Annotated in this window: 15 protein-coding genes, 1 tRNA gene and 2 rRNA genes; 12 read left to right on the top strand and 6 right to left on the bottom strand. The window is 57.3% G+C overall.

Features of this window, described 5'->3' with window-relative positions; genetic code table 11:
• Positions 1-291 precede the first annotated feature (291 nt).
• From FHX76_RS12285 to FHX76_RS16135, 3 genes are all read left to right on the top strand, one after another.
• Positions 292-3,406, top strand: a 23S ribosomal RNA gene (locus FHX76_RS12285).
• Positions 3,407-3,562: 156 nt separating this feature from the next.
• Positions 3,563-3,679, top strand: a 5S ribosomal RNA gene (rrf, locus tag FHX76_RS12280).
• 224 nt (positions 3,680-3,903) lie between these two features.
• Entirely contained in the window at positions 3,904-4,713 is an 810-nt protein-coding gene (locus FHX76_RS16135; RefSeq protein WP_243848789.1) for a G5 domain-containing protein, read from the top strand.
• On the opposite strand, the gene FHX76_RS12270 is transcribed toward FHX76_RS16135, so the two are convergent.
• From FHX76_RS12270 to FHX76_RS12260, 3 genes are all read right to left on the bottom strand, one after another.
• Positions 4,710-6,332, bottom strand: a complete 1,623-nt coding sequence (locus FHX76_RS12270; RefSeq protein WP_167151038.1) for a solute symporter family protein — start codon at positions 6,330-6,332, stop codon at positions 4,710-4,712. The genes FHX76_RS16135 and FHX76_RS12270 overlap by 4 nt on opposite strands.
• On the bottom strand, positions 6,329-6,679 hold the full coding sequence (locus tag FHX76_RS12265) for a DUF485 domain-containing protein (protein WP_167151036.1): 351 nt from the start codon (positions 6,677-6,679) through the stop codon (positions 6,329-6,331). The genes FHX76_RS12270 and FHX76_RS12265 overlap by 4 nt, the downstream gene beginning before the upstream one ends.
• A gap of 368 nt (positions 6,680-7,047) precedes the next feature.
• Positions 7,048-7,668 carry a biotin transporter BioY gene (locus tag FHX76_RS12260; RefSeq protein WP_167151034.1) on the bottom strand — a complete coding sequence of 207 codons (621 nt, stop codon included), beginning with the start codon at positions 7,666-7,668 and terminating at the stop codon, positions 7,048-7,050.
• A gap of 240 nt (positions 7,669-7,908) precedes the next feature.
• On the opposite strand from FHX76_RS12260, the gene rpmB reads away from it, so the two are divergent.
• The 6 genes from rpmB (at position 7,909) to FHX76_RS12230 (ending at position 12,443) form a co-directional block, all read left to right on the top strand.
• A complete protein-coding gene (rpmB, locus tag FHX76_RS12255; protein ID WP_167151032.1) occupies positions 7,909-8,145 on the top strand; it encodes a 50S ribosomal protein L28 in 237 nt (78 codons plus the stop codon).
• Complete coding sequence (rpmG, locus tag FHX76_RS12250; RefSeq protein WP_141916402.1) at positions 8,145-8,312, top strand: 50S ribosomal protein L33; 168 nt, start codon at positions 8,145-8,147, stop codon at positions 8,310-8,312. Before rpmB ends, rpmG begins: the two co-directional genes overlap by 1 nt.
• Positions 8,313-8,316: 4 nt before the next feature.
• Positions 8,317-8,622, top strand: coding sequence for a 30S ribosomal protein S14 (rpsN, locus tag FHX76_RS12245; RefSeq protein WP_167151030.1), 306 nt, complete (start codon positions 8,317-8,319; stop codon positions 8,620-8,622).
• Positions 8,623-8,766: 144 nt separating this feature from the next.
• Positions 8,767-9,861 carry a glycosyltransferase family 4 protein gene (locus FHX76_RS12240; RefSeq protein ID WP_167151028.1) on the top strand — a complete coding sequence of 365 codons (1,095 nt, stop codon included), beginning with the start codon at positions 8,767-8,769 and terminating at the stop codon, positions 9,859-9,861.
• Positions 9,862-10,031: 170 nt separating this feature from the next.
• Entirely contained in the window at positions 10,032-10,310 is a 279-nt protein-coding gene (locus FHX76_RS12235) for an HU family DNA-binding protein (RefSeq protein ID WP_167151026.1), read from the top strand.
• Between the two features lie 123 nt (positions 10,311-10,433).
• Positions 10,434-12,443, top strand: a complete 2,010-nt coding sequence (locus tag FHX76_RS12230; RefSeq protein WP_208402665.1) for a bifunctional copper resistance protein CopD/cytochrome c oxidase assembly protein — start codon at positions 10,434-10,436, stop codon at positions 12,441-12,443.
• A 75-nt stretch (positions 12,444-12,518) separates the two neighbouring features.
• Here the strand turns inward: FHX76_RS12230 and FHX76_RS12225 are convergent, their stop codons facing one another.
• Positions 12,519-13,043: a hypothetical protein gene (locus FHX76_RS12225; protein WP_167151024.1), complete on the bottom strand. Its 525-nt coding sequence runs from the start codon at positions 13,041-13,043 to the stop codon at positions 12,519-12,521.
• A gap of 44 nt (positions 13,044-13,087) precedes the next feature.
• Positions 13,088-13,693 carry a dCTP deaminase gene (gene dcd / locus FHX76_RS12220; protein WP_167151022.1) on the bottom strand — a complete coding sequence of 202 codons (606 nt, stop codon included), beginning with the start codon at positions 13,691-13,693 and terminating at the stop codon, positions 13,088-13,090.
• Positions 13,694-13,846: 153 nt separating this feature from the next.
• Here dcd and FHX76_RS12215 point away from each other — a divergent pair.
• Positions 13,847-13,920: transfer RNA gene (locus FHX76_RS12215), tRNA-Gly, on the top strand.
• A gap of 22 nt (positions 13,921-13,942) precedes the next feature.
• Positions 13,943-14,119 carry a hypothetical protein gene (locus FHX76_RS12210; protein ID WP_167151020.1) on the top strand — a complete coding sequence of 59 codons (177 nt, stop codon included), beginning with the start codon at positions 13,943-13,945 and terminating at the stop codon, positions 14,117-14,119.
• A gap of 33 nt (positions 14,120-14,152) precedes the next feature.
• Here FHX76_RS12210 and FHX76_RS12205 read toward each other — a convergent pair whose 3' ends face one another.
• Entirely contained in the window at positions 14,153-15,451 is a 1,299-nt protein-coding gene (locus tag FHX76_RS12205) for a serine hydrolase (RefSeq protein WP_167151018.1), read from the bottom strand.
• Positions 15,452-15,544: 93 nt separating this feature from the next.
• Here FHX76_RS12205 and FHX76_RS12200 point away from each other — a divergent pair, with 93 nt between their 5' ends.
• Positions 15,545-15,841: a DUF2470 domain-containing protein gene (locus FHX76_RS12200; protein ID WP_167151016.1), complete on the top strand. Its 297-nt coding sequence runs from the start codon at positions 15,545-15,547 to the stop codon at positions 15,839-15,841.
• Positions 15,842-15,873 lie beyond the last annotated feature (32 nt).

Here is a 15,873-nt window from a genome sequence, read left to right as displayed (position 1 = left end):
GTTTGCACGCTGTTGGGTCCTGAGGGACCAGATACTGATCGCCGTTTGGTGGTTGGGTCTGAACCTCTGGATCCTTTTGATGTTGGAGCAGCGCTTCAGCGGAGATTGGGTACCGCCCGTATTTTGAGAACTACACAGTGGACGCGAGCATCTTGGATGCAAACGCAATGTTTTGAAGCCTTCTTCCAAGGGGGTGGATGGTGTTGGGTTTGTGTCTAAACAAGATCTTAAATATATAGATCATTGGTCAATTTTTTCTTAACGAAATGAATTCGATTCAATCTCATGTGATTTCAAGTTTTTAAGAGCAAACGGTGAATGCCTTGGCATCTGGAGCCGAAGAAGGACGTAGTAATCTGCGATAAGCCTCGGGGAGTTGATAAACGAACTTTGATCCGAGGATGTCCGAATGGGGAAACCCCGCTGGGCCAGCGATGGACCCGGTGACTCCCGCCTGAATATATAGGGCGGGTAGAGGGAACGTGGGGAAGTGAAACATCTCAGTACCCACAGGAAGAGAAAACAACAGTGATTCCGCTAGTAGTGGCGAGCGAACGCGGATCAGGCTAAACCGAGCATGTGTGATATCCGGCAGGAGTTGCATGTTCGGGGTTGTGGGACTTTTCATTGGCTTCTGCCGAAGCCTGAGAGTTAGAACGTTGTATAGGCGAATGGCTTGGAAAGGTCAATCATAGAGGGTGATAATCCCGTAGTCGAAATGCAGCAATCGCTCGAAGAGTATCCCAAGTAGCACGGGGCCCGAGAAATCCCGTGTGAATCAGTCAGGACCACCTGATAAGCCTAAATACTCCCAGATGACCGATAGTGAACAAGTACCGTGAGGGAAAGGTGAAAAGTACCCCGGGAGGGGAGTGAAATAGTACCTGAAACCGTTTGCTTACAATCCGTTGGAGCAGCCTTGTAGCTGTGACAGCGTGCCTTTTGAAGAATGAGCCTGCGAGTTAGTGATATGTGGCGAGGTTAACCTGTGAGGGGAAGCCGTAGCGAAAGCGAGTCTGAATAGGGCGAATGAGTCGCATGTTCTAAACCCGAAGCGAAGTGATCTATCCATGGCCAGGTTGAAGCGCGTGTAAGAGCGCGTGGAGGACCGAACCCACTTAGGTTGAAAACTGAGGGGATGAGCTGTGGATAGGGGTGAAAGGCCAATCAAACTTCGTGATAGCTGGTTCTCTCCGAAATGCATTTAGGTGCAGCGTTGCGTGTTTCTTACCGGAGGTAGAGCTACTGGATGGCCGATGGGCCCCAAAAGGTTACTGACGTCAGCCAAACTCCGAATGCCGGTAAGTGAGAGCGCAGCAGTGAGACTGTGGGGGATAAGCTTCATAGTCGAGAGGGAAACAACCCAGATCACCAAATAAGGTCCCAAAGCGTGTGCTAAGTGGAAAAGGATGTGGAGCTGCTTAGACAACCAGGAGGTTGGCTTAGAAGCAGCCACCCTTGAAAGAGTGCGTAATAGCTCACTGGTCAAGTGGTTCCGCGCCGACAATGTAACGGGGCTCAAGCACACCACCGAATTTGTGACATTCATATTATTGGTAGGCCTTCGTGGTCCAGCCGTATGGATGGGTAGGAGAGCGTCGTGTGGGCAGTGAAGCGGCGGTGGAAACCAGCCGTGGAGACTACACGAGTGAGAATGCAGGCATGAGTAGCGAAAGACGGGTGAGAAACCCGTCCTCCGGAAGACCAAGGGTTCCAGGGTCAAGCTAATCTTCCCTGGGTAAGTCGGGACCTAAGGCGAGGCCGACAGGCGTAGTCGATGGACAACGGGTTGATATTCCCGTACCGGCGAAAAACCGCCCAAGACAATCTAGTAGTGCTAAGAGTCCTAAGTCCGGGCATGATCACCTTCGGGTGTGAGTGCGCGGGGATAACGCTCGAACCCGTTCTAGTGCGTTTAGCGTATTAACAGGTGTGACGCAGGAAGGTAGTCAATCCCGGGCGATGGTTGTCCCGGGCTAAGGATGTAGGACGAATGGTAGGCAAATCCGCCATTCATATAGTCTGAGATCCGATGGGGAGTCTTAAGTGACGAAGTTGATGATCCTATGCTGCCGAGAAAAGCATCGACGCGAGGTTTTAGCCGCCCGTACCCCAAACCGACTCAGGTGGTCAGGTAGAGAATACTAAGGAGATCGAGAGAATCGTGGTTAAGGAACTCGGCAAAATGCCCCCGTAACTTCGGGAGAAGGGGGGCCTGAGGCGTTAACGGACTTGCTCCGTGAAGCGTTTGAAGGCCGCAGAGACCAGTGGGAAGCGACTGTTTACTAAAAACACAGGTCCGTGCGAAGACGCAAGTCGATGTATACGGACTGACGCCTGCCCGGTGCTGGAAGGTTAAGAGGAAGGGTTAGCTTCGGCGAAGCTCTGAATTTAAGCCCCAGTAAACGGCGGTGGTAACTATAACCATCCTAAGGTAGCGAAATTCCTTGTCGGGTAAGTTCCGACCTGCACGAATGGCGTAACGACTTCCCAGCTGTCTCAACCGCGAACTCGGCGAAATTGCATTACGAGTAAAGATGCTCGTTACGCGCAGCAGGACGGAAAGACCCCGTGACCTTTACTATAGTTTGGTATTGGTGTTCGGTGTGGCTTGTGTAGGATAGGTGGGAGACTTTGAAGCTTGGACGCTAGTTCAGGTGGAGTCATTGTTGAAATACCACTCTGGTCATATTGGATATCTAACTTCGAACCCTAATCGGGTTCAGGGACAGTGCCTGATGGGTAGTTTAACTGGGGCGGTTGCCTCCTAAAAAGTAACGGAGGCGCCCAAAGGTTCCCTCAACCTGGTTGGCAATCAGGTGGCGAGTGTAAGTGCACAAGGGAGCTTGACTGTGAGACTGACAGGTCGAACAGGGACGAAAGTCGGGACTAGTGATCCGGCAGTGGCTTGTGGAAGCGCTGTCGCTCAACGGATAAAAGGTACCTCGGGGATAACAGGCTGATCTTGCCCAAGAGTCCATATCGACGGCATGGTTTGGCACCTCGATGTCGGCTCGTCGCATCCTGGGGCTGGAGTAGGTCCCAAGGGTTGGGCTGTTCGCCCATTAAAGCGGTACGCGAGCTGGGTTTAGAACGTCGTGAGACAGTTCGGTCCCTATCCGCTGCGCGCGTAAGAAATTTGAGAGGATCTGACCCTAGTACGAGAGGACCGGGTTGGACGAACCTCTGGTGTGTCAGTTGTTCCGCCAGGAGCACCGCTGATTAGCTACGTTCGGAATGGATAACCGCTGAAAGCATCTAAGCGGGAAGCCGGCCTCAAGATGAGATTTCTATCCCTTCGGGGGAGAGGCTCCCAGTAGACGACTGGGTTGATAGGCTGGATGTGGAAGTGAGGACTAAAGACTCATGGAGCTGACCAGTACTAATAAGCCGATAACTTGATAACACTTTCTATACTTGATAATTTCTTGTTGTGATGTTTGCGTCCACTTTGTGGTTCTCGATATACGGTCGGGAACACACAGAATGAAGAACAATTTTTGTTGCTTTGTTTTGTCGAAACCTGGCATCCCGCCATTTGTTGGTGGGTTGTCGATAGTGTTTCGGCGGCTATAGCGCGAGGGAAACGCCCGGTTACATTCCGAACCCGGAAGCTAAGACTCGCAGCGCCGATGGTACTGCAGGGGGGACCCTGTGGGAGAGTAGGTCACCGCCGGACTTCTTTTATAAGAGGTTGAGCCCCGCATACCTGTTGGTGTGTGGGGCTCCCTTGTTTAACTCAAACAAACGGGATTTTGTGACTTAGCCACTCAGTAGCTGGGGTTACGCCACGATCGTTGATTCGGTTGGCGTGATCGCACCGACTAGAGTGGCTTTGTGCGTTAACCATAAATAGAGGTCGGGCACACGAGCGATAGTCAATGAAGACGGAAGTATCCCCCCATGCAGCCCGCAACCTCAACTCATCCTGCACGCATTGCCGCCCTTGTCTTTTCGGGGTTGGCCGCCGTGATTCTGCTCGTGGTGCTCTTGAGCGGAGGTTTCTTCTCGTTTCTGGCCGTACTCTGCATGATGAGCCTAGGCGTTGGCATTTACGGGCTCGTCCGAGGACGGGTAGAGCTGTTTAGGGTTCGCAGTCGAAAGGTGGCAGGGATACTGACTGCCGTCTCTTTTGTTGCGCTCGTTGTGAGCGCCCCACTCTCCGCCGCGGGTGACAACAGAGACAACCAGGCTGTGCCACTCGTTGCTACAGCAAGCCCTTCTGCGACGCCCTCGAGCAGCCCAACGCCCACAAAGATAACCCCGACTCCTGTGATCAAGACGACAACGCTCACGGAGACGACGGCCGTCCCCTTTGAGGAGCAGACCGTCGAGGATCCGACGATGCTGGTGGGAACGACTGCTGTCCGTGTGACCGGCATCCCTGGCGTCCGCACCATTACCTACACCGTCGTACTTACTGACGGCAAAGAAACCGCCAGGTCAATCACGTCCGATGCGATCACAACCGCACCAATCCACGCGGTCACGGCTGTTGGTACGCAGCAACCCGCACCAGCACCTGCGCCCGTTCAAGAGGCGCCTGCGGGCTGCGACCCCAATTATTCGGGAGCCTGCGTTCCCATTGCATCCGACGTTGACTGCGAGGGCGGAAGCGGAAACGGGCCCGCGTATGTACGCGGACCCGTCTACGTGATCGGTACCGACCTCTACGACCTCGATCGAGACGGCGATGGAGTTGCCTGCGACTAGTGGTCGACCGCCTTCTCCGCCCCGTGGCCGGTGAGTGACCGGACATCCATCTCGGCGGCAAGTGCCGGGGATTCCTTGACGGAGCTCGTGACTGTTCCAAGCCATCCGAGGAAGAAACCGATCGGAATCGAGAAGAGTCCTGGGTTCTTCATTGGGAAGATGGCGAAGTCGATGCCCTCACCAAGCATCGAGTCTGGCGAACCTGAAACAACGGGTGACAGCGCAATCAGGATGATTGCGCTGGCGAGCCCGCCGTACATGCTCCAGACCGCACCGCGGGTCGTGAATTTCTTCCAGAACAGCGAGTAGAGGATCGTTGGCAGGTTCGCACTTGCGGCGACTGCGAAGGCAAGGGCAACGAGGAACGCAACGTTTTGCCCTTGCGCGCCGATCCCACCGAGAATGGCGAGTACACCGATGACCAACACTGTGCGACGCGCAACCTTTACCTCGGTCACGCTATCAGCCTTGCCCTTTTTGATGACATTTGCGTAGATGTCGTGGGCAAACGACGCTGCAGCGGTGATCGTGAGCCCTGCGACGACCGCGAGGATGGTTGCGAAGGCGACGGCCGAGATCAGTCCAAGCAGAACCGGTCCGCCAAGCTGCAGCGCGAGCAGCGGCGCGGCGGAGTTCACACCACCAGGTGCGGCCTTGATGGTTTCTGGACCAACCAGGTATCCAGCACCGTATCCGAGTACAAGCGTGAACAGGTAGAACAGCCCGATAAGCCAAATGGCCCAGACAACCGATCGACGAGCTTCCTTTGCCGTTGGTACGGTGTAAAAACGCATGAGCACGTGCGGAAGACCTGCAGTGCCGAGCACAAGGGCAAGGGCAAGCGAGATGAAGTCAAGCGGGTTGGCGCCGTACTGCAGACCTGGCGCAAGGATGGCAGCACCCTGTTCCGAAGCCTCGGCGGCCTTGCCAAGCAGGGTGGACAGGTTGAATCCGTTGAGGGCGAGCACCCAAATAGTCATGACAAAGGCGCCGCCAATGAGGAGGATTGCCTTGATGATCTGTACCCAGGTTGTGCCCTTCATGCCGCCGAAGAGTACGTACAAGATCATGACAACACCAACGACGATCACAACAAGTGACTGGCCGAGCTTGTCGTTAATGCCGAGCAGCAGCGACACGAGTCCGCCGGCGCCTGCCATCTGTGCGAGTAGGTAGAAGAAGCAAACAGCAAGCGTAGTGATGGCAGCCGCCATGCGCACTGGCGTCTGTTTCAACCGAAAGGACAGCACGTCAGCCATGGTGAATTTGCCGGTATTACGCATGAGCTCTGCGACGAGCAGGAGCGCAACAAGCCAAGCGACGAGGAATCCGATGGAATAGAGGAACCCGTCATAGCCGTTCACCGCAATAGCGCCAACGATTCCGAGGAAGGATGCGGCTGACAGGTAGTCGCCGGCGATAGCTGTGCCGTTTTGGCCACCGGTGAAAGACCGGCCGCCGGCGTAGAAGTCCGCAGCAGTCTTATTGTTGCGGCTTGCCCTGATGACAATGAACATCGTGATGCCAACGAAGGCAACAAAGATCGAGATGTTCAGGACGGGGTTGTTTTCGGCGACCTTTGGCTCGGTGACAAATGGGAGCAAGAAGAGTGCGTTCATCGCGTCGCCTCCTGTTCTTCGAGTTCCGAACGGATTTCGGCAGCAATGGGGTCGAGCTTGCGGTTTGCATAGCTCACGTACCAGGTCGTGATCGCAAACGTTGTCACAAACTGGCCGAGGCCCATGAGGATGCCGATATTGACGTTTCCGATGACCGGAGTGGCCATGAACTCGTGCGCATAGGCAGCAAGTAGGACGTATCCGATATACCAGACAAGAAAGGCGACAGCGAGCGGAAAGACGAAACTTCGATGGCGTTTCTTGAGCTCCCGGAACAGGGGCTCTTGCTCTACAACCTGATAGTCGATGGGGGATGTTGACGATTCACGGTGAGCGTCGTTGCTCATACCAGTCTCCTCTGCGATTATTGCCTCGCGGCGGCCGTCACGTCTCTGTGGCGGTGCCCCAGAGTATTGCAGACCTCAGCTCACGAAGGAAACTGGACACGCAATATATCTTGACATCGAGATAAATCGTTACCCAAATAACTGCACTGTGCAGCGATCATGGTTGTGGTTGTGGTTGTGGTTGTGGTTGTGGTTGTGGTTGTGGTTGTGGTTGTGGTTACACCTGTGCCGCGACGGATTTTTGCTGAACTGATCGTGTGCCAGATTGTGCCGCAGCTGCCTGGCAGGAACCCCCGTGGCGAGTTCCTGCCAGGCAGCTGCACTGACGGGGATGGCGACACCTGGCTGCCCTCATCCCTCAGCCTCAACTACTCGGCTTTGCGGCGAAGCCGGCCGGCGATCTTCCAAGCAAGCGGCATCAACGCGGCCGCGAGGGCAGCCTTAATGAGCCCACCCACGATAAACGGGTACACGCCCGCGGCCATGACGGAATCGAAAGTGATGTCGACGCCCATTCCGCTCAGGATCATCGCCATGTACGGAACCCCAAACAGGAATGGAATGACGCTCGTGGCGGTGAATGCGGCGAATGAGATGATCGGCCGGTTGCTGAGCGAAAAACGCTCGGTGAGCCAGCCTATCGCTGCCGCCGTGGCGATGAATCCGATGACAAACCCAAAGCTGGGCAGGAAGAAACTTCCCGGGCCGCCAGTGAAGTTGGCAAATACGGGGGCTCCTGCAAGGCCGGCCAGTGCGTACACGGTCAGCGCCGCCGCGCCCCGCTTGCTCCCCAATGCTGTGCCAACGAGAATCACGGCAAGTGTCTGGCCGGTTATTGGCACGGGCCACAACGGAATGCTGACCTGGGCGAGCAGGGCGACGACGAGGGCGCCGACTCCGACGGCCGCGATATCGGTTGCGAGAGAGCGCCGAGCAACGAGTTGATCAACTAAAACGCGGGGTGTTGGCTGGATGCTGAGGGTGGTCATAAAACTCCAATCATTAATTTACTGGGTTCAGTATATATAATCGGACGTGCCGAAGTCGGAATGTGCGACAGATTTGTCTTGCCGTAGAGGGAATGAATCGTGTAGGCTTGATCCTTGGCTGTGCGGACTTCCCCGCACGGATCGCATGAACGCTCTCAGCAACCACAGGTAGCCAGGGGTTTATGCCGACAAGAGATCTTGGGCAAGGCAATCGCCTTGCGGTATTGATGGAGGATAACTATGGCAGCAGTCTGCCAAGTGACCGGCGCCGTTCCCGGCTTTGGTCACAGCATTTCCCACTCGCACCGTCGCAACAAGCGTCGGTTCGACCCGAACATCCAGAAGAAGACGTACTACGTGCCGTCACTTCGTCGTAACGTGACTCTCACGCTTTCGGTGAAGGGCATCAAGACGATTGACGCTCGCGGAATTGAGTCGGTTGTTAAAGACCTGCTCGCACGAGGAGAGAAGATCTAATGGCAAAGGCACAGGACGTACGTCCGATCATCAAGATGCGTTCGACCGCAGGCACGGGATACACCTACGTGACTCGCAAGAACCGTCGTAACAACCCCGACCGTCTCGTACTCAAGAAGTACGACCCCGTAGTGCGCAAGCACGTTGAATTCCGAGAGGAGCGCTAAACACATGGCTAAAAAGAGCATGATTGCCAAGAACAAGCAGCGCCAGGAGATCGTTGCGCGCTACGCTGCGAAGCGTCTGGAGCTGAAGAAGGCCCTCGTTGACCCTAAGGGCACCGACGAGAGCCGCGAAGCTGCACGCGTAGGACTGCAGAAGCTTCCCCGCAACGCATCGCCGGTTCGCGTACGCAGCCGCGACGTTATCGACGGACGCCCCCGTGGTGTCCTCACCAAGTACGGCGTTTCGCGTGTACGCTTCCGCGACATGGCACACCGTGGCGAGCTGCCCGGTATCACCAAGTCAAGCTGGTAATACGCATTTGGGAGTAATCCCGATCTGACAGTAGGCCCCTCACCGTTTCGGTGGGGGGCTTACTGCGTTAACAGACGCACCGCGCGTGCGTAGACAACGCACGGGCACAGATCAGGCTCGGCACCGACTGCTAGTCTCGAATCCATGCGAATCTTCTTCGATGCCAGGTATATTCGAGTCGATTTCCACGACGGCATCAGCAGATATTCCGCGGGGCTTGGGGCCGCTCTTGCCAAACGCACACCCGTCGTGTTCTTGATCAACGATGAGCGGCAGCGGGCATCGCTTCCCGAAGGGGCGAACTGTCTCCTCATTCACGCACCCACGTCGATCAAAGAGCCGTTCACGTCCCTGCTGCTCAATCGATATCGGCCAGACGCCCTGTTTTCACCGATGCAAACGATCGGGACGTTTGGGCGGCGATTTAAGCTCATCCTGACCCTGCACGACACCATCTACTACCGTCACAGGACGCCGCCGCGGAACCTCTCCTGGCCGATCAGACTCGGATGGCGGCTCTTTCATCTCAGCTATGTCCCGCAGCGTCTGACGCTCAATTCCGGCGACGTCGTTGCGACCGTCAGCGAAACCAGCAAGCGCGAGTTTGAGCGCGTGCGGCTCACGAAACGGCCCATCGTGGTCATCCCCAACGCCGCCCCTGAGCGGGCGGATGACGTCGGCAAGCCAACCGTGAGCGAGGCAGGACCGAGAAACCTCATCTATATGGGTTCGTTCATGCCCTATAAAAACGTGGAAACGCTCATCCGTGGCATGTCCGGACTTCCGGAACACACGCTGCATCTGCTCAGCCGCATCACGCCGGAGCGTCGCGCCGAGTACGAAGCCATCATCCCCTCGGGCGCCAACGTCGTGTTTCACAACGGTGTCAGCGATGACGAATACACCAATTTGCTCCTGAATAATGCGGCGTTGGTGACCGCGAGTAAGGACGAAGGATACGGGCTCCCCGTCGCAGAAGCGCTGTCTCTTGGCGTGCCTGCGGTCGTGAGTAACCTGCCAATCTTCCGTGAGGTTGGTGGCGAAGGGGCCCTGTACTTCAGTGTTGACAACCCGGAGGACTTTGCGGAGCAAATTCGCAGACTTGACAATATCGCCGAGCGCGAACGCCTCGTAACCCGCGGAATTGCGCATATTAAAAGCTTTTCTTGGGCGCGATCAGCGAGTATTCTTCACAGCACGATTGAAACTTTGCTCGGCAAGCCGGCCGATGGCGAATGATTGCGACACACCACATGCGGAATTACCGCATGAAAACGCAGGAGACCACTGAAAAGCTGGTAGATTACAGGCGATCATTAGATCACGCGGCACAAGATTAGGTTGTCGCCGCGTCGAAACAAACGGGCTGTAGTTTCAGCAGCACTGAACGTCCAAGGAGGACACCCACAATGTCATTGAACAAGACTGAACTTGTTGCCAAGATCGCTGCCGAGACTGGCCAGAGCCAGGCCGCTGTACTCAGCGTTGTCGACGGCTTCTTCGCTGCTGTCTCGGAGACCGTAGCTGCTGGTGGCAAGGTCACCGTTCCCGGCTGGATCGCATTCGAGTCGGCTGACACCTCAGCTCGCACGGGCCGCAACCCACAGACCGGCGAGACCATCAACATCCCCGCTGGCAAGCGCGTCAAGGTGAGCGTTGGAAGCAAGCTCAAGGCTTCGGTCAAGTAGTCTTCACCCTTCAGGCTCAGGCACTCCCGGTTTCCGGGGGTGCCTGAGTTCGTTAACAGCGGCTGTTCCGCGTGCTGCGAGCGACGGTCGTCAGAAATCCTCAGCCCAACCGCGTAGGCTGTTATGGTGCTCCGCTTTCTCCGCATTACCGGGCCCGCTCTGCTTTTGCTCACCGGGTTGATCGCGCTCTATCTCGCTCTTGTGCTTGGTGGTGGCGCCGAGCCACGCACCCTACTCGACCCGGGAATTGCCGTTCGCTACGGAGTGCCGTTTAGCAAGCTCTTTGTGAACCTCAGCGCGGCAGCCATGATCGGCTCGCTTGTACTCGCGTGCTTCGCGTTCTCGCCGAAGAAGAAAGAGTATTCGACGGCCCTCGACGTTGCTGCCGGAGCCGCGGCCGTTTTCACGGTGAGCTCAGCATCCGTGCTCGTCTTCACCTTTATCGACCTCACCGGCATGACCTTTGCGCTCGATGATCGCTTCGGCGCCGCCATCGGTCAGTTTGTGAGCGAGATTGCGTTGGGTCAGGCCTGGCTGATTACGCTGCTGCTCGGCGCTGTTGTGACCGTACTCTGCTTTGCTGTGCGGGATCAGCGCGTTGTTATTGTTGTCACTATTCTGTCCGTCATAGCCCTCGTGCCGATGGCAATGCAGGGGCACGCGGCCGGGAGCGCAAGCCATGACGCCGCAGTCAACGGGCTTGGCCTTCACCTTGTGAGCGCGGCCGTCTGGCTCGGCGGGCTGATTTGCCTCATCTTCTTGTCCCGCTCGGTCGACGCGAATCGGATGGTTGTGCTGGTTCAGCGCTATTCCTCGCTTGCCCTGCTCTCGTTTATCGTCGTTGCGGCATCCGGCTACGTGAGCGCGCAGCTGCGCCTTGGTACGCTCGACAACCTCTTCGGCCCGTATGGTTACCTCGTCTTGGCAAAGGTAGCCGCACTGACCGTGCTTGGTATCGCTGGCATCCTCCAGCGACAGTTCCTTGTGCGGCGCATGATCAGTAAGCCTGCGCAGCACATCCGTTCGTTCTGGATGCTTGTGCTGGCCGAGCTTGTCTTCATGGGCATTGCCTCAGGAGTCGCCGCAGCCCTTGGGCGGACCAAGACTCCCGTCGTGCAGACTCCTGCGGCCGAGCTCGAGGGTTCAACTCCTGCGGCCATCCTGACAGGGGACCCGCTTCCTTCCGAGCTGACTCCGCTGAGCTATCTCACCGAGTGGCGTTTTGACCTGCTCTGGACGCTTGTTGTTGTGCTTGGTATCTTCTTCTACGTTGCGGGGGTACGTCGCCTGCGTAAACGCGGCGACGCATGGCCTGTCTACCGCACGATCCTGTGGTGCCTCGGCCTAGCGCTGCTGTTCTACACAACAAACGGCGCGCTGAACGTGTACGAGCGCTATCTGTTCAGCGTGCACATGATGGGGCACATGGTACTGACCATGGCAATTCCGATGCTGTTGGTTTTCGGCGCCCCCGTCACCCTGGCATCACGTGCCATCGCAAAGCGCAAGGATGGCTCACGTGGCGGCCGAGAATGGATTCTCTGGGCCGTACACACCCCGTTCGCTTCCGTGGTCTCTAACCCCATTGTGGCGGCCATCATGTTTGTCGGCTCGCTTTGGGTGTTCTATTACACAGGGCTCTTCCGCTGGGCAACCACCGAGCACCTCGGCCACCAGTGGATGATCGTGCACTTCCTGATTACCGGATATCTCTTCTCGCAGTCGCTTATCGGCATTGACCCCGTGAAATATCGACTGCCCTATCCGTTCCGACTCATCCTGCTTATGGGCACGATGGCGTTCCACGCGTTCTTTGGTCTTGCCATTTTGAGCGGCACGGGACTCATGCTTGCCGATTGGTTTGGGGCGATGGGCCGTACCTGGGGCCCAACCCCGCTGCAGGATCAGCAAAACGGCGGCGGTATCGCCTGGAGCATCGGCGAGATCCCCACCCTTATCCTCGCGGTCGCCGTTGCGATCCTCTGGAGCCGTCAGGACACAAAGGATGCCAAGCGCCAAGATCGCAATGAGGTACGCACGGGAGATGCTGACCTTGGCGAGTACAACAAGATGCTCGAGGACCTTGCTGCGCGCGACGCAAAGATTGATGCCCGCAACAACTCAACGCAGTAAGCCGGCGTCGTTGTAGGCGGGCTTAGCCATCGTCTCGGCCAGCTTCGTTGTAGACCGGTGCGGCTGTAGATCCGCTCAGGCCCGGCGAATCGCGGTCATGCGCTGCTGGAGCCACCAGGTTGAGCCGTCGTCGTTTGAGACGTAGCCTTCCCAATCAAACGATGAGTCCGTGATGTTGAGGTAGTTCCAGCGGATGGGCCTGCCATCGGTTTGGGTGCCGTCTTGCAAGATGTCGCCCCGACGCTCGATCGCCGACAGCGAGCAGAACTCGTTGGTGGCAGTACCAAACCAGTTCACACGCCACAGGCCGACTGACTGATCGTAGACGCGCAATGATGAACCGAATACCTGGTCGTGCGAACCAGTGCCCTCTGCCGAGCCAGTGATGACGTCTTGGATAGCGCGCCCGCCAAGCACATAGGCGAAGACCCAGGAGCGCTCTGACTCTGCCCAGTTGCCGGTGTGCTCGTCGAGAAACGAATTGCTGATGTCCCACGAGCCAACAAGCCGGCCAAACAGGCGCATGCGAGACGGGTAGGACGCCGTGGGCCCCTCGGCGACAAGGCGCCGCACAAAGTGGTCAGTCGTATTCTCGCTCATACGATTAAGCGTACCAACCGCATGTGTCAGGCGAATGAACAGATTTAGCCGCCGAGGCTTCCTGCGTCCGTAGTCGTGACGTCGGTGCGGTGGAAATTCTCAAACGACCGGGAAGCCGTTGGGCCGCGCTGGCCTTGGTAGCGCGAGCTGTATTCCTGAGATCCGTAAGGGCGTTCTGCCGGTGAGGTCAGTCGGAAGAAGCAGAGTTGACCGATTTTCATGCCCGGCCACAGCTTGATGGGCAGCGTTGCCACGTTTGAAAGCTCAAGGGTGACGTGCCCTGAGAAACCGGGGTCAATGAATCCGGCGGTTGAGTGGGTGAGTAGCCCGAGACGACCGAGTGAGCTCTTACCCTCAAGACGTGCCGCAATGTCGTCGGCAAGCGTGATCTGCTCAAACGTCGAGCCCAACACAAATTCGCCTGGGTGCAGGATGAACGGCTCGTTGGCATCCGTCTCGATGAGGTGCGTGAGGTCCGGCTGGTCTGCAGCGGGGTCGATGAAGGGATACTTGTGGTTGTCGAAGAGCCGAAAGAATCGGTCGAGTCGAACATCAACACTCGATGGCTGCACCATGCTGAGATCTTGGGGGTCGAGTCCAATACGGCCCGTGGACAGTTCTGCCTTGATATCGCGGTCTGAGAGAAGCACGGTTACAGCCTAGCGCGTGCTGGGATAGTCAAGGCGGGCAGCGGAACTGTCTGCCGTGGCATGTCTGGGACAGCGTCGTCGGCGTTTGTGCCAGGCCGGGATGGTCGGTAGCCTGAGATGTAAGGTCACGCGCGTTCCGCGAGAGTGGCCCTCGCGAGTGTAGTTCAGTGGCAGAACTTCAGCTTCCCAAGCTGATAGCGCGGGTTCGATTCCCGTCACTCGCTCCAAACCAGTCCGTAGGGGGGGCGAATGCTGCCGAAGCTTATGATTCTGCTCGGCTCGCTCTGCACCGTTGCTGGGATCCTTGTCACCGTCATTGTTGCGGCCACCGAAACTGGGCAGTTGGTAGGGCTTGTGACAGCGGCAATTGGTGTGGTGCTTGTTGGGGTCGGCCTGGCGGTACAAAAAAACTCGCGTTCCCGCTGAGGCGAGAACGCGAGTTTAATGCGAAGCGCTCAGCTACTCACACTTCTTCGTTTCGGCCAATGCGCCGGCAGTCTGCTCTTCGTTCCAGGTGAGCGTTGGCGCTCCATCCGGAGCTGACTCGGCAACAATCGCCGCGAGCCGCTTAGCGAGGGTGAGCGCATAGTCGGAACCAACCGTGGAGTTGTTGAGTGCCACGACGATCGTGAGGTCGGTTGCGGGGTCATGCAGGATAGCGTTTGAGTACCCGGGCGTCGCACCGCCGAGCCCCCAGAGTTCGCCGTATTTTGCGACGCCAAGGCCAAAGCCTTGCGTTTCGTTGACCGCTGCCTGTTCGGGGGTAATCGGAACCTCGTTGCCTTCGGCATCCTTGGTTGGGCTGTAAATCGGCACTGCGTTAAAGATTTCGCCGGTCAGCTTCTCGTCGAGGAGGTTGCCATTCATGTACCCGGCTGCGATGCGCTGCAGATCGATGACGCTTGTGACCGCAGAGCCCGCGTTGCCACCCATGGAGGGGGATGCCTCTGGGACGGCCACCGGGTCAGTGCAGTTAAAGCCGCCGTCGACTGCCGCAAGGGTGTAGCCAGGGAGGGCGTTGCCAGGAACAGTGAGTGTCGTTGGGTCTGGGAACGTTGTGTTCTTGAGACCAAGGCGATCGATCAGGTATTTATGAGACAGCTCATCCCACGACTTCATGCTTGCCGACTTGAGCGCTCGCCCGAGCAGAATGGTGTTGGTTTGGCTGTAGTTGAACTGCTGCCCAGGTGCTGAAAGCGGCGAGTGAACGAGGCCGTTGGCGACAAGCTCGCCTTCTGGCCACATGCGCGTCGGGTTTGCGGCAAATGTGGCTCGCAACGAAGGCTCATAGTCGGCAATGCCAGACGTGTTCTGGCAGAGCTGACGAAGGGTAATGTCGTTGATTTCGCTCTGGTGCGTCAGGTACTTGGTCACGGCGTCGTCAAGACCGACAACGCCGTCTTCAACCATCGAGAGGAAGACGGCGCAGGTCATCATCCCGCTGAGCTGACCGGCCCTAAAGGTCATGTCGGTGGTCGTTGCCGTATTGCCGCCGGGAGTTGTTGACCCAACGGCGCCTTCCCATGAGCCGGCCCATGGTGCCCAAACGCCGGCAATGGCCCCGCTTGCGCCTGCGCCAGTTGCCGCCTCTTGGAGAGCCGCTTGGATGCGGTCGGAGGTGTCGCTTGAGAACTTCTGGTTACTGGGCCCGTCGAAGTCGAGGGGGCCCTCGCTTGTGCAGGCAGAAACAGTCAGCATGACCACTGCGAGGCTGGCGGCCGCCAGCACACGGAGTGGCTTCGTCGCGGAAAAGCCCACGAAGCCCCCTTACGGGTTAATAAGTCTGTCGATGAACTAAAGGTAGAGTCTAGCGCTTATGCCCCTGAAGAAATGCCGACTACGCTGGAGTTTATGAGCAAATTCGATCCCAAAATCGTCGACGGCGTTCTTGCGCACATGAACGATGACCACAACGATGACAGCCTGCTGATCGCTCGGGCGTTTGGTCGTCCTGAGGCTACCGTTTCGGTCATGAAAGACCTCGACGGCACCGGTGGAGTCTGGACGGTGACAGATCCGTCTGGCACGAGTGACCTCTTCGTCGCGTGGTCGCAGACGATCACGGAGCGTCCAGAAATTCGTCGCGAGGTTGTTGTGCTGTATGACGAGGCATGCCGTCGCCTTGGTGTTGAGCCACGCCCTCACTAGATCGCATAAGAATTATTGGGCAGATTCTAGGT

This window comes from Lysinibacter cavernae (assembly GCF_011758565.1).
Lineage (GTDB): Bacteria > Actinomycetota > Actinomycetes > Actinomycetales > Microbacteriaceae > Lysinibacter > Lysinibacter cavernae.
This window is presented reverse-complemented; position numbering and strand designations above follow the sequence as displayed.

What these genes read in the sequence shown, in the direction of transcription:
- FHX76_RS16135 (WP_243848789.1), top strand. Translation starts at nt 3,904, where the DNA reads ATGCAGCCCGCAACCTCAACTCATCCTGCACGCATTGCCGCCCTTGTC.
- FHX76_RS12270 (WP_167151038.1), bottom strand. Translation starts at nt 6,332, where the DNA reads ATGAACGCACTCTTCTTGCTCCCATTTGTCACCGAGCCAAAGGTCGCC.
- FHX76_RS12265 (WP_167151036.1), bottom strand. Translation starts at nt 6,679, where the DNA reads ATGAGCAACGACGCTCACCGTGAATCGTCAACATCCCCCATCGACTAT.
- FHX76_RS12260 (WP_167151034.1), bottom strand. Translation starts at nt 7,668, where the DNA reads ATGACCACCCTCAGCATCCAGCCAACACCCCGCGTTTTAGTTGATCAA.
- rpmB (WP_167151032.1), top strand. Translation starts at nt 7,909, where the DNA reads ATGGCAGCAGTCTGCCAAGTGACCGGCGCCGTTCCCGGCTTTGGTCAC.
- rpmG (WP_141916402.1), top strand. Translation starts at nt 8,145, where the DNA reads ATGGCAAAGGCACAGGACGTACGTCCGATCATCAAGATGCGTTCGACC.
- rpsN (WP_167151030.1), top strand. Translation starts at nt 8,317, where the DNA reads ATGGCTAAAAAGAGCATGATTGCCAAGAACAAGCAGCGCCAGGAGATC.
- FHX76_RS12240 (WP_167151028.1), top strand. Translation starts at nt 8,767, where the DNA reads ATGCGAATCTTCTTCGATGCCAGGTATATTCGAGTCGATTTCCACGAC.
- FHX76_RS12235 (WP_167151026.1), top strand. Translation starts at nt 10,032, where the DNA reads ATGTCATTGAACAAGACTGAACTTGTTGCCAAGATCGCTGCCGAGACT.
- FHX76_RS12230 (WP_208402665.1), top strand. Translation starts at nt 10,434, where the DNA reads ATGGTGCTCCGCTTTCTCCGCATTACCGGGCCCGCTCTGCTTTTGCTC.
- FHX76_RS12225 (WP_167151024.1), bottom strand. Translation starts at nt 13,043, where the DNA reads ATGAGCGAGAATACGACTGACCACTTTGTGCGGCGCCTTGTCGCCGAG.
- FHX76_RS12210 (WP_167151020.1), top strand. Translation starts at nt 13,943, where the DNA reads ATGCTGCCGAAGCTTATGATTCTGCTCGGCTCGCTCTGCACCGTTGCT.
- FHX76_RS12200 (WP_167151016.1), top strand. Translation starts at nt 15,545, where the DNA reads ATGAGCAAATTCGATCCCAAAATCGTCGACGGCGTTCTTGCGCACATG.